Origin of the sequence: Bradyrhizobium sp. CCBAU 53415, from assembly GCF_028128735.1 — a bacterium.
GTDB lineage: Bacteria > Pseudomonadota > Alphaproteobacteria > Rhizobiales > Xanthobacteraceae > Bradyrhizobium.
In genome coordinates this window covers 73,977-99,323 of sequence record NZ_LBJF01000016.1, presented here as the reverse complement: position 1 = coordinate 99,323, position 25,347 = coordinate 73,977, and the positions used below count along the sequence as shown (strand labels likewise).

The window sequence follows — 25,347 nt, the reverse complement described above, 5'->3', positions numbered from 1 at the left end:
ACTTCAGCAACATAGGAGCTGCGATGGAAGTGGAACACAAAGGCGACGTGTGCATCCGGATGAACGCTCTTGGTCAGCTAGTCGTCAGCCAAGGTGTCTAGTCAGACAGGCTGCGCATTCTCGACTTGATTGGAGGTTGAACATGGCGGGCATTGGCCAAACTGGCACGTCGCACGTTGAGCCTGGAGAAGCCGATAGCATATGGGGATCGGGCGGGGAGCCTGGGCCAACCTCCGGAGAGGCCAGGCAATCTTTCGATTCCGCGGTGGAGCGGATGCGCTCCGGGTCTCAAGATAGAATGGCGCCGCTCGTTGGCGACCCACCAGCTTCGGATGTGGCAGTCCCAACGAAAGACGAGATCAAGGCAGCCAGGCGACAAATGCGCAGCCTGCTCGAAGCCTTTCATGCTTCTCAAAATGAGGCGGCCCAACCCCTGAACCGGTCGGAAGCGCAGGACGTGATTGATCAAGTCGTCAAGACAGGCTCGGAAGTTCTGGACTATTATGCAAGCCTCCCCCCCGACCTGGCACGCAGGCTTCTTCCCGACGATCAGGCTCGCCGAGTTCGCCAAAAGACTCTTTCTGCGGGGGACCAATGCAACGCCGTGGCCACTTTGATTGCCCATGAGCTGGAGGCGAGCAGAAAGAAAGCGGCAACAGTGCTCGAGCGGCTGCGCGAAGCCAACGCTTCGCCCGCCCAGCTGAGCCGAGCGGTATCGACCGTGGCGCAGCGCTACATGGCCTGCATGGAGTGGTGGGGAAAGAAGGTATTACGCTCGGAACGGATGCGCTCCGTCTGCGCGGCCACCGCCAACTTGCCGGATACCACGCCCGAGATGCTACGCCTGCATACGGGCTGGGCACTTTTTACGAAGTGCATGTATCTGCAATCGCGGGTCGCTCTCGCGCAGCTCCTGATCGAATCGCAGGCGAGCACGTTCGAACCAGACTTGAATGACGCCCTCATCGGTGAGGACGGGCGGGTGCGTCTGCTCGGAACCTTCGTCGAGGATGTTTTTCCAGCATTCCTGTCGACGGTCCAAGCCGTTCTGTACAGCGACGGAGCGGCGCTCGACGCAGAGCACTGCACGGTTCTGGAAGGTGTCATGGAGCGGCTTTCGGAATTTGCGTCAGGAGTGCACGGCATCGTTGCCGGGCTAAGGGATGACGGAATGGGGGCGGACGTTCCATTGGATCTGTTGGACCAGATCGTAGAAGGTGCCTGGGTCACTGCAAACGAAGTCACGCGGCTTTTGGCTGTGCAGCCAAAGACGCCCGCCGTGATTCAACCGCTGGCCAGCTGGATACCGGAAAATGCCGGCGTAGTGGCTGAGGGCCAGGCCGCGCGCAGGAAGGGAAGAGGCAAGCGCGCACCGGGGCCAGGCGAGGGGAGTTCGACGGCCGCGCAGCGCGACCCGCAGCTCGCCAGGCCCGACGCTGCCTCGGCTCCGACAGGTAAGGTCATCGTCCTCTCGGACCTCGGCACCAAAAAGCTTGCGACCGCGGAGGAGGCGGCACGCGCACAGGAATCATCATCAGCGGACGGCCACCTGGAGATGTGGCAGGCTCCGCCATCCAGGAAAGCGCTGAGCGGATTGCTCAATCGATTGGACGAGCTGCTGCAGTTCAATCTGCCGGGGCAGCAAAGCGCCGTCTCGCAAGCGCGCCAGATGAAGCCCGAGGACGCTGACCACGTCGTGGGTCTCGTCGTTAAGCGCCTGCAGACGCAAGCCACCGAGATCGAGGCCTGCGTAGCGGCGCTGGAGGAGCCTCGCCGACGTGGCCTGCTTACGCCTGCGCAGGTGCCCGAAGTGCACGAAAAAATAGTCCGGCTCAAGGCGATGTGGTCCGAGGTGCAGGGACAGGCAAATTATTTGAATGCGCGGAAGGCAGCGATCACGATGGATTGCATGAAAACCTACGCCTTCCCGTCGCAGAATTACCTTGAACATTTGCGGGCGGCCGGGGAATTGGCGCCTGCAGATCCACCGCGCGCTCTGAATGGCGAGCCGGGGACGCTGTTCGAGATCAGGCTTCAGCCCAAGGCGCTGAGCAATGGTAAGATGCCGAGTCCGGTGTGGGTGCACATCCATACCAAGCGGCCGGTACATGCCTGGCAATTGGCAACGCTCGGCGATCGCGAATTCGCCGCTTGCCACGTGAAGTCCGACGAACAGCGGGGGTACAATCAGCACTGGCAGAGCGCTCGAGCCGCCGAGGGGCACGAGAACGTCGTGATCCACCGCGGCAAGCTCGCCCCTGCGTTCTGTAGGTCCTTGTTGAGCGCCGCCGCTGGCGGCTATCCGTGGCACTCTCCTACCGATCCGGAGCACGTGTCGGCGCAGATGGCTCGACTAGGGATCTAGTGGGCTGATTTGTCTTGCGGCAGTGTGCCGCGGTGGCAGCTTTCATGCCTACAGACCTCCTCGGCGGATTGCCTGGGCAGCACCGAGCCCGTCAGGCTCCATCTCGCAAAGCGATGCAGCTTGGGGAACCCTTGGCGGAGCTTGAGCGGCTTGTGGATCGTCCGGATGCACGGGAGCTGAGCATCCCGGGCCGCTTTGACGAATCGAATCGGGTGGTGCACAACACCGCCGCCTGTTTGCTACTCTTGCATAAGGCGACGACGGCCCCAGCATCCCGCCTCCATGGCCCCCGGAAGATGCTGGGGCTTGTCGTTTCTTCGGTGCCTCAAGCCGAGTGACATCGGAGCTGCTTCTCTTCAACTGACAATGGCAGCGAGCGCTGCCGAAACAATTCCAGCATATGGGCGTATGATCAGTCATGTCCTTGCTGTTTTCAGTCACCGACGTTGGGATCGCCGGAACGGTAGGCGATGCTTCCGCAACCCGATAAGCTCGGTCGCGCTGCCATTGAGCGGTTGGTGACAACAATCGGTATCGAGAGCGTGACAACGTTTACGGCTCGATGCCGTGTGTCCCAAGCACCCATTGCATGACCTCGGTTTTGATCTCGCGGGCAATCATTTGAGATCCGAGCGCCCGCTCGACATCGGCATAGCCCGTTAGGCCCCCTTTGGTGAGCCGTTGGTTCAGGCGAGTTTGAAACTCCTCGCCCATCTCATCGGCGAGCCGCTGCTCCATTTCTGCATGGTTTTCGGGGACAATGCGTGTCAGCATCGTCTCCCAAGCTTGCCAACACTTCGCCAGTAGTTCGCAAAGCCGCTACCCTCCTGGTCCCGCACTGTCGCCACGTGCTCGGGGCCTTGCGGTTTGACCTAGAGCTCAGCCGAACAAAGACGCCGTAGTCCTTCTCGGCCACCTAGAACTCGCTTGCCCAGCTCGTCCGAAAGTGCCGCAGGGGCCATTAGGAGCGCACTTCGGGTCTCGAACCGGTGCAATTCACTGCGTCCCAGTCCACAAGCCAAGTCCGGGTACAATACGCGGAAATGCGAGTCCTCTGAGAAATGCGCGGACCACTTTGAGGCGGGGAGAGGGCGACCACAAACGGATTCGCTTGTTCTTCGCGGCTCAATCAAGCCCGCGGAGATGTCCAAACTTATTCATTCCGTAGATAGAACCAATCACGAAAATCAATTTTACCATCGCGGGGTCGTCATATAGGACCGTAGTGGACGGCTGGGCCTATACAAGGGAAGGACTCTCGAATGAAAAAATTGCTGTTGGTAGCTGCGAGCGTCGTCGCGCTTGCAACGGCGGCGGTGCCGACTTTTGTCGCTGAGGTCGCCGCGCAACCGGTCGACGCCAAGGTGCAGGTAGCCGATACATCATATCCTGAATGCGAGGAGGACCCGTTGGAGGGTATCTGCGATCTCTTCTTTTGCTTGACCGACCCCGCGTGCGTGAAGCCCTAACAACGCAAAGCAGACCAAGAAGAGAATGAGGATAGTGGCCTCCTACACCGACCGCTCGTGGAGACAGCGGTCGCGTCCTCTTCGCGCCCTGCAGACGATGCAAGGCGCGCCATTTTCGGTGTTCTCTTAGGTGACAATTCCGCCCGAGCAGGGCCACACATCGAGGTAAGACTATTCAGGCAAGCACTGCTGGCGCAGCTCTTGCCGAATAATTGGCTAACTCGGTTGGGAGAGCACCGGGAAAACAATCAGCGCCAAAGCCGCTGGTGCCAGGCTCATAGTTCAGTCTAAAAAAATACTTGGCCGGGCAATGGGTGTTCGGTTTTACCGCTAACAATGAGAATTGCTGAAGTTGATATCTGAGTGTTCTGTTGAAGCTGGCGCCGTTACCATCGATCTGGCACGCCTTCGTGTGCGGGGCGTACCATGCTGCTCTTCCAGCCGATGGCTCCAACCCATCTTTCGTAATGGGCCCTTCACGCCTTTCGATGTCAACGTCTGAGAACCTCGACAAATGGACCGCGCGCCACGATCTGATGGCGGACTGCGGAAAGAGTACGCGCGCGGGGTGAACGACGCGAAGTCCGGATGACGAGGTGTCCTGCTTGGCGCACGCCTGTAGGCGATAGAGCCGGGACGCCCTTAAGAAGGGGTGCTTACTTGCTCTCTTCACTTACCAGCTAACGCGCCGAGGCAGTTTGGGAGAATCCGGTGAGCAAGGCTCGCGAGTTTATCGAGTTGGCGTAAGCTGTGTCCACGCGGTCGAGCAGTATCGAACGGCTGGCGCATCACAGGATGTGGATGAACTCACCTGGGGCATTGTCGAGCCGGCAAAGGGGCATGGTATTTCGGAAGCTGACTTGCACGCTGTGATATGTCCCGCTACATCGCAGACGGAGTCAAATCAGTGAACAAAGCTGACAGCGAAACCCAGCTATAGCGGACCATTCTTCAGGAGAAAACAAAAAGCTTGAGAGCCAACGAAGTTCAACAGGAAGGGCGCGGTTGGACACGGGCTTCGTGCAAGCGAATGTTTCACACTGTTCCCCATCTCTCAGGCCGATCTACATCAGTGCCAACGGTGTGAGGCGGCCGCGATATAGCTGGAAGCGACCCGTGATTACATCGTCCAGCGCTATCACGGGCTTCACTTGTTCGCAACGCTCTGAAGTTTCGGCGGTGCGGTCTCGGGCATCATAAGCATGGCACAGAGCCCGGCCGCGCTAGCGGCAAGCATGTACCAGGCCGGAGCCAGCGCGTTCCCGGTTACATGGATCAGCCAGGCGACGACGGGTTGAGCGGTGCCCCCGAAGATCGCTATCGCAAAAGCGTAAATCGTCGCGAACGCGCTACCGCGAATGTTCTTGGGCAAACCTTCGGTCATACTCACATAGAAGGCACTATACGGAATCGTTCCGATGAGGGTGAGGGCGCCGAGGCCTCCAAGAAGTGCGAGGGCACTACGGCTCTCTGCGATCCACAAAAACACCGGATAGGTCATCACCAACGCAGTGATCTGCGGCCATATCATGATGTGACGGCGTCCGGCCCGGTCCGCGAGCCAACCGCCCAGCAGTGCAGCAGCAATTCCTACCGTATTGCTGACGAGCGGGGTCGCAAAGGCGAGAGGTGCGGAAACTTGCAGGGTGTTCAGTGCATAGGTGGTCATATATCCCGTGACGTAGGTGATAATCGTGCAGCTGGCCAAGATGACAAATCCCAGGCTCATGATGCGGCGAGCGGCAGGCGATCTCCTTACAGGCTGGTCGACGGGAGGTGGAACTTCGGGGCGGTGCAACGTTTCGGGCAAGGCGCTCCGCAACCAAAGTCCGAAGGGCAGCGTACCGGCGCCGAGCAAAAGCGCGATCCGCCATCCGTACGCATTGAGTGCCTCGCTTGTCATGGTGAGGGAGAGTATTTCCCCAACCAACGCTCCGGCCGTCGCAGCTATCTGTTGGCTCGCAGGCTGAAACGAGACAGCAAAACCGCGGGCTTGCGCCGGGGCCGCTTCCATCAAGTAGGCAGTAGTCGGACCGACTTCACCTCCGAGAGCGAAGCCCTGCAGCAAACGTGCAAAAATGGCCAATGACGGAGCTGCAATCCCTATTGTCTCATACGAAGGGGTCACAGCCAATACAAGTATCGCCGCGCTCATCATGGCAAAGCTGGCGGTCATCGCGGGCCGGCGCCCGACCCGATCCGAGTACGAGCCGAGCACGATGGCCCCGATCGGTCTGGTCACAAAACCCGCGCCAAACGTCGCGAGCGACAGCATAAGGCTGGCGAACGGGTCCGTCGCCGGGAAGAACGCCCGACCGATCTGGATCGCGAAAAAGCTATAGGTCCCGAAGTCGTAGAATTCGAGAATATTGCCGATCGTTGCGCCCAACACCGCGCGGCTTGTCAAGCGTTCCTCAGCCGGAACGAGGGCGGGCTCCAACCTCTCTCGAGTAAATTGCCTGGCCATCCTCGACCTGTCTGGAACGCGATCCCCGGCACGAACATTCGACACTCAGGTCGCGCGCGTTGCAATTCGCTTGCCGGACACGTCTCTACGTTGATGATCGAGCACGGCCACCACTGCCCCAGTCCACCTGTAGCTGAAGCGTGTCACGACGAAGCTCATGATAACGTGTGCAATAAAAATGCCTGCCTCTTCCGGCTCCCATTCAACCCTTGAACTGATCGCGCCCCTTGCCAGCAACGACAATTAAGTGAACCCGCTGCAGTTGTCGGGCGGCCGCAGACATTCCGCTGCTGTGCAGTGGCGAGTTTGCGACAAAATCGGCGGGTGCCGAACAGATGGCGCCAGCTCTGATCTGGCGATCGCCGCCCTGAGGAAGCGATCGGCGGCGATTCCAGCCAGGATATCGTTCGCTCGTCGGTTGGGTCATGGGGCAGCGATGCGCTTAGAGGGCGCGGGCGCCGACGCGAACTCAGGCTTGGCTCGGCGTGCCGGCATAGGAATAAAGCTAACCCGGACGCCAACGAGAACGCCGGGTTCCAGCGTCTAACCCACTCCGTCGTGGCAGGCTCGACAGTGCGGTCTAATGTTCGGAGCAATCGGGGCAGGTGTCGCCGATCGAAGCCTAAACGTCACGCAGCTCGGCGAGAGCCTCCTCGGGCGAGAATCTCTGCGGGATATCGAAGCGGGTTAGATCGAAGGCGCGCTCGCGCTCATATGGATCGGCGCGATCCTGCATCCAGCCGTGGCCTCCTTCAGCAAGCAGATCGCCCACCCACGGAGCGTGCGGATTACGGGCCGTTTCGTGCAGCACGATCGCGTCGCATTGATAGCTTGATCTGCGTTTTGAAGCCCTCGCGAGGCACGCGAACACTGGCACCACTTTTGCTCGCTTCTGGGCGCTGACGGGCAGATCTCAGTTGGAGATTTAGAATGTCTGAGTTGTCGAAGCGGAACGTTCTTGCGCTGCCCTTTGTGGCCATGATTGGGTTATTCCCGGCATCCGCGAAAGCGCCGATCTGGAGTTCGAGTGATCGATACGGCACCTATTCGCTTGATGGCTATTCCTGGAATAACGACGTATATGGCCAACGTGCTGGCCCTCAGACGATCTCTGCACATGCGGTCGATCGATGGAGTGGGTGGTCGAACCATACTGATACCGGCGGCATCAAGAGCTATCCCCACGAGGCGTTCAATGTTGGTAAACGGCTGAGCGCGATCAAGACCTTGACTTCGAGCTTCGATCAGAGCGTCCCGGCTCGCGGCCGTTGGAACTTCGCGTACGACATTTGGGACAGCTCGAATGCCTATGAGATAATGCTCTGGACCAATTACACCGGGAATCCCGATGGAAGTGACGATGTCAAGCCCATTTCTTACAACTACACTTCCACAGGGGGAGCCGCGATTCCAGTCTACACAGGCGTCGACGTGGGAGAGACGACTTGGAATGTGTTTGAAGGCTGGAACAACCACAAGGTCATCTCGTTCCTGCGCACGTCCAAGGCCAACGCAGAGACCGTAGACATCAAGAGTATCCTGCTATGGATAAGGTCGAAAGGGTATTTCGGCGATATAGTCGTCGGCAGCGTCCAATATGGTGTTGAGATAACCTCAGCCCCAGGCGGCCTAAACTTCGACGTCAACCATTGGGCCGTGACCTCGAAGTAACTGCTTTGCGGCCATAGAACCCGAGCGCCGTAGCTCCGCGCTGCATATAGTTCGCCGCTTCGGCAGTGTGACTGACTCGCAATGCCTTTCCCAAGCAGCTTGGTGTTGCGGCCCTTAGCACAAACCCACTGCTGCGGTTCGATCGAGCAGTTCGTGTGTAGGATTGCCTACATTGAGGTCTCGAAAAGGCTCCGAGTGGAGGGAAGGCAACCATATGAGGACGTCAGTCATTACCGCACACCCGCGGCACACTCGCTTCAACCCCGGCGGCCGCGGTGTCCTGCTCGGTGCCTACATGTATGGAGGTGCCAATCCCTTCGGGTTCACCGCGATGACGCCGGCCGAGCAGGTCGCCAGCGCGGTCGAATTCAGTGCCGTGATCGATCCGCAATACAAAAGCCAATTCGAGAAAGGCGTCGCGGTGGTGCGGCATAGTGTGCCGTTCACGCTCGGCTGCGCCGCCGAATGGACCGAGGCCGGAGCCGCGCAGCACTCCCGCAATCTCTGCCTGATCGACGGCCGCATCGCGCTGGCGGGCGAGAACGCCTCGCAACTGGCCTGGTAGGAGCGCGCGATCCTGTCCGCGCTCGACGTCATTACCGGATTGCCCGAACGCGTGGTGAAGATGTGACGATGCGGGCAGGAACAGCTGTCATCGTTGCGCTGGCGTTGCTTTCGGTGACCGCGGCCCTTGGAGAGGACAACGCCGCGGGCAAGCGCGCCTTCTCCGCGGACTGTGGTCTTTCGGCAAGCAGTGAAGCTGTCGCTCGCTGTGTGGACCTGCATACGCGCCGATCGGCGATGGCTAGGGCCGGACGTCCGCCAGGAAGCCTTGCTTGTCAATTTGAAGGTGACGTCGACAGCTTCGTCTTCTCGACAGGCAACTGTGCTCGACGAGATGAAGATCGGCCATTTCTAATTTTGGATTCGTGGCATTTATACCGTTCGCGTGGTCTTAGTATCTAATCCGGCGATTTATGGAAGCGCTTTGGCGGCATCAGTGTGCGCGCGCGTCTTGCTTCCGGCAAAGAGTCGTTCGGTGGATCACCGTTAGGCGTACCGCCGAAGCTGGCAGAGATGATGCTGCGGGTAGGTGAGGATGATCTGCTGATCTCGCTTGACTACAAGAACCGGAGTGACTGCTCCGCGATCGGGGACGGCGATCGCACCAGCAACAAAACTGAGGGCGGCACTTGCCCGGACTGAGCGGATCGTTGAAATTGCTCCGTAAAGGAAAGGGGAGCCTACGGCGGCCTGGGCCTGACCGGGAAGCGATCTCCGAAGGCGTCTTCAAGAACCCGCTGGTCGCGTCTTCCTCCGCGTTGCGCAACAGTCGTATCGGGAATCTGCGTCGCACTGCTTAGTTTTTTCAAGTAGTGGGTCGTGAACTGGACCTTCTGGTAAGGGTTCAGCTTGATGGCGTGCCTCTCTCGCGCGTTCTGCGTTTTGCTTGCCAGTTCCTCCGTCTCGCGAACCATCTGAACTGGCGGCACCTTCGGCAAATTTGTCGATTGCTCGGCCATAGCTTTCTGTGTCTCTGCGTGCCAAGTCAGGGCGCCCGCATCTTGATGCAGCCGAGGGTATTGGCAGCTTCATTTCCCCGCTTGAAAATGAGCGCCTTCTGGGTGTCGCAAAATTTTGAGGCCTTCATCGTCTGTCGCTCCTCCCAGCCGAGAGGATTCGGTGGCGAAAACTCTAGCCAAAAATGGTCCAGTTTGACGGCCTCAGATCCCTTGAATCGCACGTAGCGTCAAGTTGTATCTCAGATGGGTGGGGACGGCCCCCGACCACGCCAAGGCTATCCAACGAGCGACAAGGATTGCGAATGTTTCAACTCTTAGACTCACGCCGCAGGACTTCTGTGATCAGCGAAAAGCAGGGCGGTTTGAACGGCCTCAACGCTCTTCATTAGCGATGGTGGCGGTGTTGGTCACCCGATGCAAGCCCGTTCCCCCTTCGGATGCACCTGGGAGCACCAATACGCCATTGCGCAGGTGGCGGCTTACGAATCGCCGATGCTGATCTCGTTACGAGCGCGGCTGCGGCGTCAGACGCGGTTATGAGCGATCGCCTTTAAGGCGGGATAGCTTCGATCTCACAAGCAGTGAAATCCTTCCCTGACCTCGACGCCAGCGTGCCAAGCGATGCTCTTGTCGACAAGTGGAGCTGGAGCTCTCCACCGATCCAACAAGCGACTAACATTTTGATCAACGAAATGGGAGCCATGATGACCGGCGGATCTATCGTGATTTTGGGCGGCGGGTCGGCACCTCGGACTCGGCAGCAGAGCTTCGTGGCCCTGGCAGACGGCCTGCCATGGCGGCCTATCCTAGCAGCCATTTCGCCGCGAACCGGACCGCGCATGGCTTCCGCGGCGGCATGAGCTATGCCAAGAGGTGAGGCTCCCTTGGCCGCCTCGGTCAGGACGGTTGAACGGGCGAGTAATCATGGCTTTTGAGACACAGCATCCAGTATTCCAGGCGTTGCGCGAGCGTCTATTACTGGGCCATTGGCTACCCGGCACAGCCTTGAAGCCTGCCGACATTGCCGATGAGCTTCGCGTCGGAATTTCACCCGTACGAGAGGCTTTGATACGGCTGACTGAGCGCGATGTGGTGCAAAATGTCGACCACAAGGGGTTCAACGCCAGGCCGATCGACCCACATCAAGCCATCCTGTTCTGCAATATGCTGTCGCAAATGTATGTCGATAGCATCAGCGATTTCACCAAGGCGAAGCTGATTGATGAAGTGACGGCAAGCTTCTGCGGTGAAATCAAGCCCATCTACGCAAGCAATGAGGATCCCGCCAAACTCTTCTTGAAAGCAGGCGAGTGCTATCGGCGCGCATTGCTGGTCAAACAGCATCGCCACATTGCGGATCATGTCGCGGACGTCGTTTATGTCTACCTTTCACGCGCAATGGGAACACGTACGTACTACAGCGATTTGCTCGCCGAAAGCCAAAGCATTAGTGCGTTGATGGTCGAAGGGCAGCACAAAGGCGCAGTCCGTGCCATCCAGGACTTTTTCAGGCGCCGGGTCACGGAAGTCATGCGAGCACAGGCGAGGCTCTCGCGGATGCCGACCACGACAAATCTAGCACGTAGTCATGTGGACTTATCACGCCCCGGCGGTGCGTGATTGCTATGATCGTCGTGTCCGACGCGAGTTGCCGAAGTTCGTCGAAGATTCCGCGCTCGGTCTGCTCGTCCAACCCGGAACTGGCCTCGTCGAGGAGCAACAGCCGGGGGCTTGCGATGAGTGCACGGGCGATCGCAAGGCGCTGCCTCTCGCCGCCGCTTAGCAATTGGCCCCGCTCGCCGACGCGGTAGTCCAAACCGTCCCGCAAGGAGATCACCTTATCAGCCAGATGGACGCATTCTAGGGCGTGGAACACGTCCGCATCGGAAAACGGGCGGCCCAGCAGAACGTTTTCGCGGATACTCAGATTCATCATCATAGGCTCTTGGGGCACGTAACCTACGTGCGCCAAGTAATCTTCCGGATCGATCGTGGCCAGGTCCAGAGAGCCAACGCGTACCAGGCCGCTGTAGCCTTGATGCATTTTTAGCAGGAGTTGTATAAGCGTCGATTTGCCAGCGCCCGACCGTCCGATGATGAAGTTGATGACGCCGGGCTTGAACTCGCCCGTTATCCCAGAGAGAAGCGGCGAGGCGGCTCGCTCATAACCAAACGAAAGCGCGCTGATGGAAATGGTGAGTGAGCCCGATATCGGCATAGTACGCTTGAGCATAGCGGGTCGTGCCGCTGGGGCATGGGCATCAAGCAGCGCCTGCAGCGGCCGGGCCATGCCACGCGCAACGATAATGTCCCGAATTGACATGCCGATAAGCTCGAAGGGCCGGTTCAGTTGAACCAGGATCATGCTCACCATGACGAGCCCACCTATCTCGCCTGACCGGTCATAGAGCCACAGCGAAAGCCCCAAGATCGAGGCATACTGAACGAACAAGAGGGTCGCTTGCAAAGCGCCATAGCGCAACCGGACGCCATAGAACATGAGCCAGGCTCGGCGCGTGGCGGCGGCCTGGCGGTCATACAACTCAGCTATCCAGGGTTGAGCGCGGAACACCCTGATCGAAATGATGTTTTCGATTGCATTTCCTAGAACGTTCGAGCCCTCGTTACTTGAGGCCTGCGCCTCAGCCTGATGCACCTTCGTAACTCTATTGCTCTTCCACGTTATCAACACGAGGACGGCGCCGTAGGCTAGAACGAACAGCGCCACAAACCAATTTTCTGCTCCACCGACGGCAAGGAACGAGAACGCAACATCGGCGAGCCCGCCCATCAGCACCATCAAATAGAGCTGGATGTAGATCTTATTGGACTGGTGCCAACTCTCTACCATTGCCGAAATCTTGCTCGGATTGTTTTGAGCAAACAGCGATCCCTCGGCGCTCACCAGAGCGGCCATGATCTTCTTGCTGGAGAGACTACGAACGTCCTGTTCCAGCCTGTTCGACAGAACCGCCTTGACCTCCTGCAAGCACCGAGCAAGCGCGGCTGTAAGGGCAAACAGCAATAACAAACTGAGCGTAAGAAGCGGCGGGGCGCTGGCCAGCCGGGCGACGGCCCGTGAGAACAAGAGCGGCCCGGCGACTGTGCAGCCAGACGCTGCAATGGTCGCAAGCAAGAAGCCGGCGACAAGAAGGCGGGAAGATTGAAGGCTCGTCTTGATGATGTCCCATTGGAGCGGGGGCAAGAGCGGCTTACCCCAGTTCATGAAGGTCCATCCAATCGGCAACAGCGCAGAGACGAACGAGTACAAACGCTGAGTCGTAAGACAAATTGTCGACAGCAGAACGGAGGAGATCGCGGGAGATCAAGCCTTGCCGATACAATGCACTACGCTCGACACGTGAAACCAAGGCACCATATTCGTACCGCATTAGCATGTCGCGCCCGACACCTTTGCCAACCCGATAGTAGATCACGTCGGGCAAGTGTTCCCGGAAGGCCTCGCGCTCAAGTGCACGATCAATTCCATTTGAATGATGATGTCGGCGAGCCGTGACGAGACCTGCCTTGATGAGCGGCCAAAACACAAACGCCTTTCGCTCTTCTACCGCAATGTCTCGTAGTGCGATGCGATTGAGCTCCGCATTACGCATGCCGAAGAACTGAAACAGTCGCGTCGTCGGCAGGTGGCGTAGGGACCTCGCGCCTGGTACGAGCTCTGCACCGAAATCCGGCCGCACTGACGCGACAGGCGACTGCGGCCGATGCTCACCGAGCATATGCCGGCGTAAGTCCCGGCCGCTCCGACCGGTGATCACCTCGCGAAGAACACGCCAGACAGACGCTCGAGCCTGAATCGCAAGGCCGGCGAGCTCGCGCAATGCCTCTTGTGGCGATCGGGATTCGGCAAGCAGCTCTCTGGCCATCGTCAAGCGGCGCATTCTGAGAAATAGTTGATCGCCTCCATCTCCTGTGAGCACCAGGCGCGATCCTGCGGCCTGCGCAGCCTCGTGAAGTTGAGCCGTTGTGGCGATCGTGGCCGCTAGCTTACAAGGTCGCGGCGTTGGAGCCAGCAATTCTGACGATAGGTGGGTCATCGACGAGCGAGCATTCGTTTCGACATAGGTTGGCGCGCCGCCCACCTGCTCGGCTAGCGCGGCAAAAAAGAAGCGTTCGTCACCATTGACGTCCGTCTCTGAGTAGCTGTTCAGGAGGGAAAGGGGCCTGCCTCGATGGAGGTCGGCCGCAGCCAGCGCCACTACCGACGAATCAAGGCCCCCGGAACATTCAATACTGAAAGCACCGCCATAGCGGCGCGTTTTGTGAGCGACGCTTGCCGAGATCAATTGGCGAAAGCTGGCCACGTCATCCTTGAAAGAAACCGCCGAGGTGTTGAGCCTGGCCACGGCGCCCGCCAGAAAATCGACTTGCCGAAAAGTCCCCCTTGAGACGATGAGCGCCGCGCCACTCAGTAGCTCAAAAATCCCACACAACCCTGTTTCGGGGGTCAACCAGGACGCGTTGCATATCAGGCCAGTCAAATAGCCAAAGTTGATGGCGTGGCGTTGCGCCAAGGCGGCATCTGGCAGCGTCAGTCCTGCCCAGCACTCAATCTCGTCATTTCTGACCTGGTAGAAGATGGATATCTCCGAAAAATGGGGGCGTACGATCGCGATGCCACTTGGCGCGCGAACAATGAAAGCCGCATCGCCAGCGTACCGCTCCTGCAGCAAAGCGACAATCTCCGGCAGAGACGTGCCTTTGAAGTGTGTCGGTTCCAATTCAGTCGGCATGCCGGTCTCGGCGTCAACAATATCGTTGAGCACCGTGATTTCCACGCGGCCGTTTACAATGATGGTGGCAAGCTCCTTGGCTGAATCCAAGAGCCCGTCTACATTGAGTCTCATTTCGCGAATCTCAAGATGACGCTGTAGTCCTCAACAACACGCTTCGCGTCGTTCAAAATGAGGTCGCCAGATTGTAGCCAGGCGTGGGCTCCGAAAGGTGGCTGCTTCACACCCACGAGGAGCTCGAGCGATGCGATGTAGGGATAGAAAAACAGGTAGCCCCCTACGGAATCCTCAAGACAGAGCGGGCGGCGGAACCGAAGATTGCGCAGATGTTGGAATACGCTGGCGTAGTAATGGATTGTTTCGACTCCCATGGACACAGGTGCCGTATCCCGACGCGAGGCACGTAAAAAGTCGAGTTGACGAGCGATGGTCTGGCTGCGAATGAAGCGAGCAGCATGAGCCGCACGCGCATAGTGCCACACCAAATGGAGGGGTGGGAGAAAGGCTGGCGGTGAACTCAGGCAATCGCGCAACTTTGCCGTCGTCTCGGTTAGCCGTTCACGCTCCTCCGGACAAGCCGCAGATGTGCTCGCCATGCTGTAACGATTGGATTGCAGGTCGAGGCTGATCCAACGCCCGTTAGACCACGCATGAAATATGTCGTTCACAGCAGCGATCCCTTGCCCACTGCCTCAAACTGATGGGATGGGCCGAAGCCCATCCCATCAAGACGGTCCGCGTCAATCGGAATCATCCACGTAATAATAATCGCCGGTCGTGTGTTCTGCGCGCCACGAGCCCCCAAAGCCTTTTGTGAGCTCGGTGGCGTCCCCGAGGTCCTGCACCGTGTCATCGATAGCGGTGTCATTGATAGCGGTTGTATTCATCCACTTTCTCCAGAGTGACCGGCATATCGCCAGCGCGCAAAAGCTAGCATCGCGATATAAAATAGGGCTTTTATTTTTTGAGTATGATGTCGAGCGATTCGAAAAATAGTTTGACGTTGCGGATGATGCGGGATTTGGGCGACGAGGCAATTAGGTGGCGCGTTTGCGGCCGGCGGCCGAAGGGACAATGATTCAATTACCTATGATCATACGTACCCCGAGCCTTCCAGGAATAGTCCGAGGGGAAGGTTTCATCGCCAGGTTTCATCAACAGTCGCGTTTCCCAAATTCCAACGGCCGCAAGATCGACGCGGCACTGAAGGCAAAGATCGCGCTGGAAGCGGTGCGGGAGCAGGCGACGGATCTGGTCCAGCGCTATGAGGTTCACCCCGAACCAAATCTATGCCTGGAAGAAGTAACTGCTGGACCAGGCGGCCCAGGCCTTTGGCGCGAATGTCGGGCGGCAGAGCCAGGACGCGCGAACGCGAGATCGAGAAGCTACACGCCAAGATTGGACAACTGACAGTCGAGCGCATTTTTTAGCGCAGAGGTCCAGAAGATGAGCACGCCGGACCGTCGAGGAATGCTCGATCGCGCCGACATGGCGCTGTCGATTCGCCGGGGCATCGCGCGCTCTGGGGTCTACCGGCCAGCACGGCCGGTCAACGACAACGACCTTGCCCTGATGCGGCGAATCGAGAGTTGTTCACCGCCTGGCCATTCCTAGGCTCGCGGCGAATAGCCGCGATGCTGAAGGCTGAGGGGCTTCAGGTCAATCGCAAGCGCGTGCAGGGTTGATGCGCAAGATGGGCATCGCGGCGCTGGGACCAAGGTCGAACACGACGAGGCCGGCACCGGGCCACAAGATCTATCCCTATCGGTTGCGCAACTTGACGATCGACCGGGCCAAACCAGGTATGGGCGGCAGACATCACGTATCCGCCCATCGACCGCGGCTTTCTTTATCTCGTCGCCATCATCGACTGGGCGAGCCGTGCGGTTCTGGCGTGGCGGTTGTCGAACACAATGGACGTCTCGTTCTGCGTGGCGGCTCTGGAAGAGGCGCTGGCAAAGTACGGCACGCCGGAGATTTTCAACACCGGCCAGGGCAGCCAGTTCACCAGTGCGGCCTTCACCGGCGCGTTTGGCGGGCGCAGAGATCAAGATCTCCATGGATGGCCGCGGTCGTTGGATGGATAACGTCTTCATCGAGCGGCTGTGGCGGTCGCTCAAGCATGAGGACATCTGCCGCGAGGCCAAGGCGGGGGTCGCGAGCTGGATCGCCTTCTACAACGATCGTCGCCGTCATCAGGCGTACGGCTATATCGCACGCCGATGGCGGTCTGGCGCGAACGGATGCAGGCCGCGAAGGCTGTGGACATGGTAGACAACGCTGACGCGTTGACGCATGCCCATAGCGGCTACAGCAGAGAGTCTCTGGCAGCGTGATAGAAAGGGATCAGGAGCGGTCAGTTTCCAACTAACAAACCGGTTCAAGCGGTCCCGCTCCGCGGGTCCATTTCATTGCCCCTGTCCGGCACCGGGTTGCTCAAGTGCATATTGATTTATGGGCCCTCCATCAGGAGAGCGTTTGACCTGACACCGAGAAGAACCGCCGATCCTATAGGACCGGCGGCCAAGTCAAGGGAGGAAACGCCCGCTAGGGCGGCGGTAGCGAGACTACCGCAACGTACCGCCAATTTTGGCGGATCTCAAAAAAACAATCGTGCGATAGGCTAGATGATGATCCGCCTACTCATCGAATGGAGTGATGCGAAGAGGGCTACGCATTGCTGGCTTCAAGTAATTCAGTTGAGCCTGCATTAAAAGAAAAAGTTGCGTACGCATCGTACAAATTGAGCTCTTTCGCGCTCTCTTTAAAGCTTCAACAGGTCAGAGCCGTTTTGCACGCGGTGCCGAATTAAGCCGTGAACTGTGCAGCTTGCCATTTCCTTCTATGGATCAGGCTGGCAGGTGTGGGACGAAGTCGCCGATCTCACGCTCCGAAGCTCTCTGCCAATCGCAAGAAGTTCATGAGCAACACGTGACCTTGTTGAGTGAGTACTGATTCCGGGTGGAACTGTAGGCCATAGGTCGGTTGATGCCGATGTGCCAAAGCCATGATCTCGCCTTCGTTTGAACGGGCTGTCACCACGAGATGCTGCGCGTCTGTTTCCTCGAGTTCGACCGCCAGAGAATGATAGCGTCCAACAGAAAGTGGAGACGGCAGTTGCTTGAACAATCCTCGGCCGTTATGCGTTATGTGTGAGGCTCGGCCGTGCATGGGACAACGCGCGCGCGCCACGCGACCGCCGAAAACGCTTCCAATACACTGGTGCCCAAGACAGATGCCAAGAATTGGAACGCGACCCGAGAGTTCGCGGACAACGGCAGTGGATATGCCAGCCTCCGTTGGAGTGCACGGGCCGGGAGAGATCACGATTGCACGCGCCCGGAGCGCGACGAGATCGGTGAAGCTGATCGCGTCATTCCGGACGATTTGCGTCTGTTCACCGAGCTTGCGGAAATAGCGCGCAATATTGAACACGAACGAGTCGTAATTGTCGATGATCAAAATCAAAATACACCAGATAGATCGGCACCAAAGGCATCGAAGAGTCGCTGTGCCTTGGCAAGCGTCTCCTCATACTCGGCTTCAGGATCCGACATCGCCGTTATTCCACCCCCTGCATGAAACACAGCTAGGTCGTCGTCGATCGTCACGGTGCGGATCGCAATGTTCGTGTCCATCTGTCCATTGAAACCAATGAAACCGATCGCCCCGCAATAGACCTCTCGCGCTACTCCCTCGATCTCCGCAATGATCTCCATTGCTCGCACCTTCGGAACGCCGGTAACGGAGCCGCCCGGAAAGCAGGCGCGAAGCAGACCGACGGCGTCTTTATCTGCAGCAAGTGCGCCCCTGACAATCGAGACGAGATGGTGCACTGATGCATAGGATTCCAGGTTGCACAGTGCGGTAACCTCGACCGAATCGTCGGTACAAACGCGTGACAGATCGTTGCGCAGCAGGTCGACAATCATAATGTTCTCGGCACGATCCTTCTCGGACGCAAGAAGGAGTTCGGCACGGCGCCGATCTTCCGCGGAATCGGCGGAACGCGCGAATGTGCCCTTGATCGGGCGCGTTTCGACTTGCCCTCCGTCAAGTTTCAGAAATCGCTCAGGAGAGCTCGATGCGATCGTCAGCTTATCGTAGCGCAAGAGAGCTGCAAACGGTGCCGGGTTCAATGACCGGAGCTGGCAATAAAAGGAGAGCGGATCGAACAGGGGCGAAACCCTGGCGCTGAAGCGTTGCGCGATGTTCGCCTGGAATATATCTCCAGCCAGGATCAAGCCGACGACGCGCTGGACCGCTGCGATGAAGCGTTCACGGCTATAGTTCGAATGCCAAGCGCCCGCCGTGCTGGGGATTATGATCCGCGGCGACTTTGGCCTGGCGAGCAGTGCTGCAAACTCGTCGGCGCGACGACGCGCGCGATCGGCTCGTCGGGTGGGGTCCTGCTCGGGCCATCCGGTCGAGACAATCCAGCATCTATGGTGCCGGTGATCGAAGCTGACCACCACGTCGTAAAAATGCAGGATCGATTGGGGCAACCGGAGACCGAGAATTGACGGCGGCGGAAGCCGCTCTAGTGTTCGGTTCAGATCGTAAGCAAGGAAGCCGGCTGCGCCACCCTGGAATGGGGGGAGATCGGGGCGATGCGCTTCTTTGTATCTCCCAAGAAGGCCGCGGAGGGCCTCCCATGGATCGCCTGCAAGTGCCTCTCCATTCCAACTTGCCTGTCCATCGGCGACCAAATAGGTGCTGAACGGCTCGCAAGTTAGATATGAGTAACGCCCAAGCAGCTCATGCCCTGCCGCGCTATCGAGAAAGGTAAGCTGCGGCCGCTGCGCAAAGCATCGCAGCGCCTTGACAGGCTCAATCCACTTCAACTCGCGGACGTGCATAGGCTATGGGTTACCGACGACCGGCAGGTTGTGAGGCCCGCGCCGCGTGATGCCCTTCCGAAGGAGGGTTGTTTCCGCTCGAGCGCATAAGACCTTGCGGCATCATGAAGCTACTCGCGGCCAGCTGGTCCGCTGCGCCGAGCGACTTGCGTTAGCCCTGTCGTTCCAGCGAAATGCACGTCTGTTGACAGCTCATAGTCAGCGGCAAAACGCAGCTCCCGGAGTGGCCGTACGCATCTGATCGCTTCTCGATACAAATTGTGCGTTTTGTACGCAGCGAGATCCGTCTCGCTCGCAAACTCCCCGTACACCACGACGTCGATGTCATTGCCGAGCTGATCGCTCTTGCGGTTGCGCGCAATCTCGAGCCGGCGCGCATGTGGGATTGAGGTGAGAACCGACAGACCTTCGACGATTTGGTCGATACCGGCGTTATCCCTTGCTGTGAAGAAGACGATGTGACGGATCATGGTGCCTGAAAAAGTGACGCCGCAACTTGGCCGCGTTCTTACCAAGGGACGAGGCTCAACGCAATTCTGAAACGTGCTTGATGTCAGAAGGGAGCGCTCGTGTGACGCTCGGCCTTACAGCAGAGGCGCGCAGAATCCAATTGAGCAAGATTGTGTGAGTTGCTCGGTGCCTAAACAATCTGAATGTGGCGTTGTTCTGGCTCGGCGGCTCGATGAATGCCCGCGCGCAAAACTCGAGAACGCGCAGTACTCTGTTGTGGGTGATACCGTCGATCAATGTTCTCCGGACAAGACGATTCAGCACTATCTCAACGGCCCCATACCAATTGAACTCGGTCACCAATCGTAGATCTTGGTCCGAAACGTACGGTTCTGCATCTATTAGGATACATCGTGCCGCACGTGAATGCCTTCGTCCGATCCGGACAGTATTAGTGCGCCGAAAACAATCTTGACCTGTCACAACGGGTGACACGCAACTCAGGGAAGCGCGATGGTCCGCGCGCGAAACTCTATGGTTCAATCTATCAGTTGGCCATGCGGAGCAGGCCCTTTCAGGCCAGGGGATCGGGAACGAACACCATCGGTCTGTTGCATAAATTGTGCGACCGCTGCTTGGCGTTGAGAGAATAAAAGAATGTTCGTAAGTGCGCTGAGCAGCGTTTGCTCTTCTCGCTGGAAGGTCGGGTGGTACGCCGAACATAGACTGCCGATTGCCAGGCGGGAGGCGGATACTCTCGACTGGCTCACCTTTGTGAACTGATACTGAAAATCGTGGAGGATGAGGTGCGTCCACTGCAGGAGGAGACAGGAGGCCAAGCTCAATGAGCCAGCAGCAGATTGTGGTGACCGCTACCGGCGCCGGCATCGGAAAGACGGTGTTCTGCGCAGGTCTCGTCAATCTCCTCGGTGCGAAGTTTTGGAAGCCCATTCAAGCCGGCCTCGAAGGAGAAACGGACACCGAGCGCGTCGCTCGGCTTGGCAATCTTCCCTCGGATCGCATCGTGCCTGAGCGTTACCGACTGCAAACGGCCGCTTGGCCCTACAGTTCCACGGAGATTGACGAGGTTCGCATCAAAACGGATTCGCTGGACGTGCCGGACACCGGAGGGCAGCCGCTCGTGATCGAGGGTACCGGCGGATTAATGGAGCCGCTGAATTGCGGCTCGGTTTACATTGACCTCTTGGAGAGGTGGCGGCTTCCCGTCGTTCTCTGCGCGAGCACAACTCTGAGTACGGTCAATTATTCACTGCTGTCCATAGAGGTGCTCCGAAGGCGCCAGATCGACATTCTTGGGATCGCTTTCGTTGGCGAAAAGAATTCGGCTGCTATAAGAGCAATTTGCGAGATTGGACGGGTGCGGTGGTTAGGGCGACTGCCCTGGATTGCCCCTTTGTCGGCAGACACGCTGCAAGCTGCGTTCAAGGCCTCCTTCTGGCGCGACGATTTCAACCCATGATGTTAAAGATGAAGTCGCGAAGTCTTAGGCTGGCGCAACAGATGTAGTGAATTCCACGTAGAGGCTACCAACGTCATCGAAAGCGCGTTCGCGACCGTGCGCCACCGGCGCCAAGGAATGTCTGTCGAACAAGACGGCGCTCGCTATGATCTTCAAGCTCGCGGAGGTCGCCGAGAAAAGCTGCTTCGTGTCAATGGCCACAGCCAGTTGCCGAAACTCTCCCGTGTAAATTCGCCGACGGAATAGAAGTCGTCAGACCGCAAACTCAATCCGCTGCCGCCTAGCCTGTTCGGGCAGCAACATTCGGCGATAGCTCTTTAACCCACGATAGGTCGCACCTTGGATCGAACGACAAGTAATCGCAAGTCAGTTCTTCACCCGCTCGTATGTCACGGGCTGTGAAAATTCGGCAATGATCGTCTTGATATGTGTTTGGCTGACTGCTGTGATTCATGAAACGGGCGTTGTCAGCATTGTACTCTACAACACCATCATCAACGTCGATGTCTCTTGGATAGGCATGCTTGTCAAGTAAAGCTTGAAATGTCGGAGGTAAAGTTTCGTACTGTTCAGCCGTCACGGCAATGTCAACGATTGGATTATGAATCCAAACTAATGTACCTTTAGGTAGAAAGGCAGCAGAGAAAAGTCCAATACCTCCAAACCGGTCTGGCTTCAAGATGGTTTCAACAATCAACATTGATATATCTCCAAAGTCACTAACACGCAGCAAGCTAACTGACCTGAGCCCCGCAAATCTTCTGCAAGAATTGGTAGGGTCGTTTCATCGCGCCTCCGTCACAATTTCTGGTCTTCGATCTCTGCATTCACTTCGGCGCTGCTGCAGTGTATCAGGATCTCAGCGAGCTCGATCGCCTTTGCGGCTACCTCATAGAATCCGGACAGTCCGGATAACGGGGCGGTGACCCCCAGCCGCGCACAGCCCCGCAGTGGCCGCGCCACTTCCGCCTGAAGAGCCCGGTGCGATGAAGCTTGCGCTTGATGGGAATAAGATGTCGTCTCAGCGGCAGGCCTGAGAGATGCGCGTCGCTTCCTCAAGAAGTTGGAAGTGAACATTGCCTTCTATGGCGGTTTGGGCGATGTCACCGGAACAGGGGCCAACTCGTCTAGGAGCTTGCGCGATTGCTCGAGTTGCTCCCGCGATCTAGCGAGCATCATGCGCGTAGGATTAGACCCGGCAGTAGCGCGCTGGCGAGCGTCGGTGACCTAGTCACGTGAATCTAAAGTTCGCCACATAATGTCTGCTGAGCTTTGTGACAGAAGCGTTTGACGGAAGCCAATATCTGGTCTGCGGACTTGGTCCATTTGAAGGGCTTCGGGTTCTTGTTGTGCTGCTCGATGAAGCTGCGGATATCGGCCTCGAGCTGTCTGACTGAGGTGTGGACGCCTCGCTGGATTTGCTTCCTGGTGAGTTCAGCGAACCAGCGCTCGACCTGATTGATCCATGACGCGGAAGTCGGCGTGAAGTGGACATGATAGTGCGGCCGGCGAGCGAGCCACGCTTTGATCTTGGGGGTCTTGTGGGTGGCGTAGTTGTCCATGACGATATGGACAGCGAGTCCCTCAGGAATTTGATCGTCGATCTCTTTGAGGAACTTCAAGAACTCAACCGCCCGATGGCGCTTGTAGCATCTGCCAATGACAAACCCAGAAGCGACATCGAGCGCGGCAAACAGCGTGGTTGTACCATGCCGCGCATAGCTGTGCGTGCGACGTTCCGGTACGCCAGGCATCATCGGCAAGATCGGCTGCTCGCGATCGAGGGCCTGAATCTGGCTTTTCTCATCGATGCTGAGGACAAGGGCTCGGTTTGGTGGGGATAGGTAAAGGCCGACGATATCGCGGACCTTGTCGACGAACAGCGGATCGCTCGACAGCTTGAATGTCTGGCTGCGGTGCGGCTGCAAGCCGAACGCCGCCCACATTCGGCGGATCGTGGTGTGGGAAAAGCCAGTTTCCGCAGCCATCGAGCGGATCGACCAGTGCGTCGCGTCGGCCGGCGCCGTACGCAGCGTGCGCTCGATCACAGCGGCAACCTGATCGTCGTTGATGGTGCGAGGGCGGCCAGGGCGGGCCTCGTCAAGCAGGCCATCACAGCGATCCTTCAAAAATCGGCGGCGCCACTTGCCAACGGTGTGTTCGTGGAGGCCGAGTTCGGCGGCCACAGACTTGCTTGGCAAGCCATCCGCACACCGCAGGATCGCGCGGCATCTCTCCGATAGCGACCGCGCAACACGATGACGACGAACCTGCCTCTCCAAGTACGTCCGCTCCTGCGGACTCAGCACCAATGGTGCAATCGGCCGGCCTTTCCCAGCTGCATTCGCCACAAGCGCTCTCCTCTCTCGAGATTCGAGCTATCAACTAATGCGACGAACTTGCGTTCCGGATGACTAGTTAGCAAAGGCTTCCAAATCCTTGCGTGCGGGACAATTTCACGGCCTATCCATAGCCGATATCGGCGACGCGTGACCGATCCACCGCTGGTCGGGCGGGTCGTAGAGCTGCTGGTGATCGCCCGTCGCTTCCGATGCAACGCTGTCCTGTGCGAACGCCAGATCTTTCACTGAGCGTTTCGCCGACGGCAATATTGGCGCGACCCACGGCGCGGCTGGACTCTATCAGCATCTCGCATCTCGGTCTGGTGCTTAGCGGTCGACGGGTAGGGGCTTCGCCAAACGGCTGATGCTGCCGGTAAGCAAGGACACGCTTCTGCGTGCCGGGGCCGCGTTATCGCGCGCGTAGGCCTTGCGCCCCGTCTCGATCTTCTCGCGAGTCGCTCCATAAATCATGTCGTTGTAGTCGGCGGTGATCTCCTCATGCAGGCGCTCAGGTGGCGAAGCCGCTATCGGCTCAGGAAGCAAATCGTCGAGCCGATCTTCGGACAGATCAAGCAGGCGCGCAGGTCTACACTCGAGGGTGATGGATGAGCCGAACGTCATTGGGCCCTCCGGGCCCCAGGAGGGCGGTGTAGAGCTCTCCGCGAATGTCGTATTGCTTCACCGGCTGCGCCGCGTCCGGCAAGAGGCCCCAGCGGCCGAGCTTCGAGCGCATCGTGTCCGAGGCGGGCTGGGTGCCGTGCGAAAAATTCTCGGGAACGGCGAATGACGCAGCATAAACCTCGCGGGCCGCCGGGGACGTCCTCTCCGCCCTGGAGGACGCCGGAGCGGCTTGCTCCATCGAACGTCCAAGCAGCGCTGGTGAGGCTCGATTCGCTGGCTGCGCGCTGGGCTGCGGAACGTGTTCCAGTCGAGATCCGAGAGGAATGGCAGGGCCTGGCGCATTGAGCGGGGTGCTTGGCCTCATCGCCGCCGCGGGCACGAACAGCGCCGTGCAGCGGTCATTGTGAACGATAAAGCTGTTGGGTCGGCTGTCCTGGCTCGGTGGGATGCTGCTACCGTCAAGTGCAGCCGACGCGTGCTGGTGGCCCTGCCGGAAGTTGAAGGGACGAACGACCGTTCCTAAATTCAGAGTCTGCTGATGGCGTGCGGTTGGTTCGAGAGACGATGATGGGCCGGCGTCTTGCACCATCGCCCACAGCTGATCCTGATCGTAACCTTCCTCAGGAAGGACCAATGGCGAACCGACCGCTGGCCTGAAAGGCGACGGTGCCCCGGCGCTTTCCATCAGCACACGAGCCATTGAATTGCCCGGCTCGCTCAGCTGGCGCTCAATGGCATCCAGTTCCGCATGGCTTAGCGTCCTCTGTCTCTTCGCAGGCCTCAACTGCCCGCTGTAATCCTCACCTATGAGGAGCGCGTGACTTGAAAGCGGGTCGCTCCCGGTCAGTTCGTTCGGAGCCGGCTGGTAGCCGCCGCTCCAGTTGAAGTGACGAACGGCTTCTCCGTGGTCCGGTGCTTGGTGATGGCGTGCGGTTGGGTTGAGAGACGATGCTAGGACGGCTTCGCCGATCATCCCTCGCAGCGGATCCTGATCGTGACCTTCCGCAGTCAGCTCGTTCGGCCAACTCAAAGCCTCCCTCGTGCTGTGCTGCGCAGCGACGTGCCCGACGCCTCTGGTGACTGCGTCTTCAGGATGAGGACCGCTGGGCCTATGGTGCCCAAGTTCCAACGCCTCGCTGAGTCTACGGTCTTCGTCAGACAGATGAGGATAGTCGTGATCTGGAGAAACAGGAACCCCTGCGACGGCAGTGGTGTCAAGCTGCGGCACTTCATCCAAGTACGGCTCAAACTCCGCTTGCTGCTGTTGCGGTTGTGGCACTGCGGCGTTGTAAGCAGCGAAATCGCGGTCGAATGGGTTGATGCTGTTAAATGGGTCCATGTCCCCT

At 58.5% G+C, this 25,347-nt stretch carries 23 protein-coding genes and 2 pseudogenes; 10 read left to right on the top strand and 15 right to left on the bottom strand.

From position 1 onward, the window contains the following. Positions 1 to 142: 142 nt before the first annotated feature. On the top strand, positions 143 to 2,365 hold the full coding sequence (locus XH87_RS09570; protein WP_271587074.1) for a hypothetical protein: 2,223 nt from the start codon (positions 143 to 145) through the stop codon (positions 2,363 to 2,365). A gap of 552 nt (positions 2,366 to 2,917) precedes the next feature. Here XH87_RS09570 and XH87_RS09565 read toward each other — a convergent pair. Continuing rightward, a complete protein-coding gene (locus tag XH87_RS09565) occupies positions 2,918 to 3,139 on the bottom strand; it encodes a hypothetical protein (protein ID WP_271587073.1) in 222 nt (73 codons plus the stop codon). Between the two features lie 488 nt (positions 3,140 to 3,627). Here XH87_RS09565 and XH87_RS09560 point away from each other — a divergent pair, with 488 nt between their 5' ends. After that, the gene (locus XH87_RS09560; RefSeq protein ID WP_271587072.1) at positions 3,628 to 3,834 is read left to right on the top strand and encodes a hypothetical protein; all 207 of its coding nucleotides are present in this window, start codon (positions 3,628 to 3,630) and stop codon (positions 3,832 to 3,834) included. A gap of 1,147 nt (positions 3,835 to 4,981) precedes the next feature. Here XH87_RS09560 and XH87_RS09555 read toward each other — a convergent pair. Both XH87_RS09555 and XH87_RS09550 read right to left on the bottom strand, forming a co-directional pair. Further along, positions 4,982 to 6,301: an MFS transporter gene (locus XH87_RS09555; protein WP_271587071.1), complete on the bottom strand. Its 1,320-nt coding sequence runs from the start codon at positions 6,299 to 6,301 to the stop codon at positions 4,982 to 4,984. A 622-nt stretch (positions 6,302 to 6,923) separates the two neighbouring features. Beyond that, complete coding sequence (locus XH87_RS09550) at positions 6,924 to 7,112, bottom strand: hypothetical protein (RefSeq protein WP_333909174.1); 189 nt, start codon at positions 7,110 to 7,112, stop codon at positions 6,924 to 6,926. Between the two features lie 119 nt (positions 7,113 to 7,231). Here XH87_RS09550 and XH87_RS09545 point away from each other — a divergent pair, with 119 nt between their 5' ends. Both XH87_RS09545 and XH87_RS09540 read left to right on the top strand, forming a co-directional pair. Continuing rightward, a complete protein-coding gene (locus tag XH87_RS09545) occupies positions 7,232 to 7,972 on the top strand; it encodes a glycosyl hydrolase (protein WP_271587070.1) in 741 nt (246 codons plus the stop codon). A 214-nt stretch (positions 7,973 to 8,186) separates the two neighbouring features. Next, positions 8,187 to 8,537, top strand: a complete 351-nt coding sequence (locus XH87_RS09540; protein ID WP_271587069.1) for a hypothetical protein — start codon at positions 8,187 to 8,189, stop codon at positions 8,535 to 8,537. A gap of 679 nt (positions 8,538 to 9,216) precedes the next feature. Here the strand turns inward: XH87_RS09540 and XH87_RS09535 are convergent. Continuing rightward, positions 9,217 to 9,495 carry a hypothetical protein gene (locus XH87_RS09535; protein WP_271587068.1) on the bottom strand — a complete coding sequence of 93 codons (279 nt, stop codon included), beginning with the start codon at positions 9,493 to 9,495 and terminating at the stop codon, positions 9,217 to 9,219. A 924-nt stretch (positions 9,496 to 10,419) separates the two neighbouring features. Here XH87_RS09535 and XH87_RS09530 point away from each other — a divergent pair. Continuing rightward, complete coding sequence (locus XH87_RS09530) at positions 10,420 to 11,115, top strand: GntR family transcriptional regulator (RefSeq protein WP_271587067.1); 696 nt, start codon at positions 10,420 to 10,422, stop codon at positions 11,113 to 11,115. Here the strand turns inward: XH87_RS09530 and XH87_RS09525 are convergent. The 4 genes from XH87_RS09525 to XH87_RS09510 all read right to left on the bottom strand — a co-directional run bounded on the left by XH87_RS09525 (position 11,024) and on the right by XH87_RS09510 (position 15,136). After that, positions 11,024 to 12,721, bottom strand: coding sequence for an ATP-binding cassette domain-containing protein (locus tag XH87_RS09525; protein WP_271587066.1), 1,698 nt, complete (start codon positions 12,719 to 12,721; stop codon positions 11,024 to 11,026). The genes XH87_RS09530 and XH87_RS09525 overlap by 92 nt on opposite strands. After that, positions 12,708 to 14,339 carry an asparagine synthase-related protein gene (locus XH87_RS09520; protein ID WP_271587065.1) on the bottom strand — a complete coding sequence of 544 codons (1,632 nt, stop codon included), beginning with the start codon at positions 14,337 to 14,339 and terminating at the stop codon, positions 12,708 to 12,710. The genes XH87_RS09525 and XH87_RS09520 overlap by 14 nt, the downstream gene beginning before the upstream one ends. 20 nt (positions 14,340 to 14,359) lie before the next feature. Further along, on the bottom strand, positions 14,360 to 14,917 hold the full coding sequence (locus XH87_RS09515) for a lasso peptide biosynthesis B2 protein (RefSeq protein ID WP_271587064.1): 558 nt from the start codon (positions 14,915 to 14,917) through the stop codon (positions 14,360 to 14,362). Between the two features lie 72 nt (positions 14,918 to 14,989). Continuing rightward, a complete protein-coding gene (locus XH87_RS09510) occupies positions 14,990 to 15,136 on the bottom strand; it encodes a hypothetical protein (protein ID WP_271587063.1) in 147 nt (48 codons plus the stop codon). A 702-nt stretch (positions 15,137 to 15,838) separates the two neighbouring features. Between XH87_RS09510 and XH87_RS36730 the strand changes: the two genes are divergently transcribed. Both XH87_RS36730 and XH87_RS36725 read left to right on the top strand, forming a co-directional pair. After that, on the top strand, positions 15,839 to 15,934 hold the full coding sequence (locus XH87_RS36730; protein ID WP_442868251.1) for an IS3 family transposase: 96 nt from the start codon (positions 15,839 to 15,841) through the stop codon (positions 15,932 to 15,934). Beyond that, positions 15,901 to 16,457, top strand: a pseudogene (locus tag XH87_RS36725) (IS3 family transposase); the annotation flags it as partial. The gene XH87_RS36730 and the pseudogene XH87_RS36725, both read left to right, overlap by 34 nt. Positions 16,458 to 17,132: 675 nt before the next feature. Here the strand turns inward: XH87_RS36725 and XH87_RS09500 are convergent. From XH87_RS09500 to XH87_RS09490, 3 genes are all read right to left on the bottom strand, one after another. Further along, on the bottom strand, positions 17,133 to 17,717 hold the full coding sequence (locus XH87_RS09500; RefSeq protein WP_271587061.1) for an anthranilate synthase component II: 585 nt from the start codon (positions 17,715 to 17,717) through the stop codon (positions 17,133 to 17,135). Next, entirely contained in the window at positions 17,714 to 19,108 is a 1,395-nt protein-coding gene (pabB, locus tag XH87_RS09495; protein WP_271587060.1) for an aminodeoxychorismate synthase component I, read from the bottom strand. The genes XH87_RS09500 and pabB overlap by 4 nt, the downstream gene beginning before the upstream one ends. A gap of 110 nt (positions 19,109 to 19,218) precedes the next feature. After that, entirely contained in the window at positions 19,219 to 19,578 is a 360-nt protein-coding gene (locus XH87_RS09490; protein ID WP_271587059.1) for a Dabb family protein, read from the bottom strand. A gap of 824 nt (positions 19,579 to 20,402) precedes the next feature. Between XH87_RS09490 and XH87_RS09485 the strand changes: the two genes are divergently transcribed. After that, positions 20,403 to 21,038: a dethiobiotin synthase gene (locus tag XH87_RS09485; protein WP_271587058.1), complete on the top strand. Its 636-nt coding sequence runs from the start codon at positions 20,403 to 20,405 to the stop codon at positions 21,036 to 21,038. A gap of 54 nt (positions 21,039 to 21,092) precedes the next feature. Then, a pseudogene (locus XH87_RS36720) lies at positions 21,093 to 21,322 on the top strand (IS256 family transposase); the annotation flags it as partial. Here XH87_RS36720 and XH87_RS09480 read toward each other — a convergent pair. Further along, complete coding sequence (locus XH87_RS09480) at positions 21,319 to 21,738, bottom strand: SET domain-containing protein (RefSeq protein WP_271587057.1); 420 nt, start codon at positions 21,736 to 21,738, stop codon at positions 21,319 to 21,321. The pseudogene XH87_RS36720 and the gene XH87_RS09480 overlap by 4 nt on opposite strands. Positions 21,739 to 22,279: 541 nt before the next feature. After that, positions 22,280 to 23,389 carry an IS630 family transposase gene (locus XH87_RS09475; RefSeq protein WP_271587056.1) on the bottom strand — a complete coding sequence of 370 codons (1,110 nt, stop codon included), beginning with the start codon at positions 23,387 to 23,389 and terminating at the stop codon, positions 22,280 to 22,282. A gap of 138 nt (positions 23,390 to 23,527) precedes the next feature. Here XH87_RS09475 and XH87_RS36715 point away from each other — a divergent pair, with 138 nt between their 5' ends. Beyond that, positions 23,528 to 23,629: a hypothetical protein gene (locus tag XH87_RS36715; RefSeq protein ID WP_442868250.1), complete on the top strand. Its 102-nt coding sequence runs from the start codon at positions 23,528 to 23,530 to the stop codon at positions 23,627 to 23,629. A 78-nt stretch (positions 23,630 to 23,707) separates the two neighbouring features. Here the strand turns inward: XH87_RS36715 and XH87_RS09470 are convergent, their stop codons facing one another. Both XH87_RS09470 and XH87_RS09465 read right to left on the bottom strand, forming a co-directional pair. Continuing rightward, entirely contained in the window at positions 23,708 to 24,001 is a 294-nt protein-coding gene (locus tag XH87_RS09470) for a hypothetical protein (RefSeq protein ID WP_271587104.1), read from the bottom strand. Further along, positions 23,967 to 25,340: a hypothetical protein gene (locus XH87_RS09465; protein WP_271587055.1), complete on the bottom strand. Its 1,374-nt coding sequence runs from the start codon at positions 25,338 to 25,340 to the stop codon at positions 23,967 to 23,969. Before XH87_RS09465 ends, XH87_RS09470 begins: the two co-directional genes overlap by 35 nt. Positions 25,341 to 25,347 lie beyond the last annotated feature (7 nt).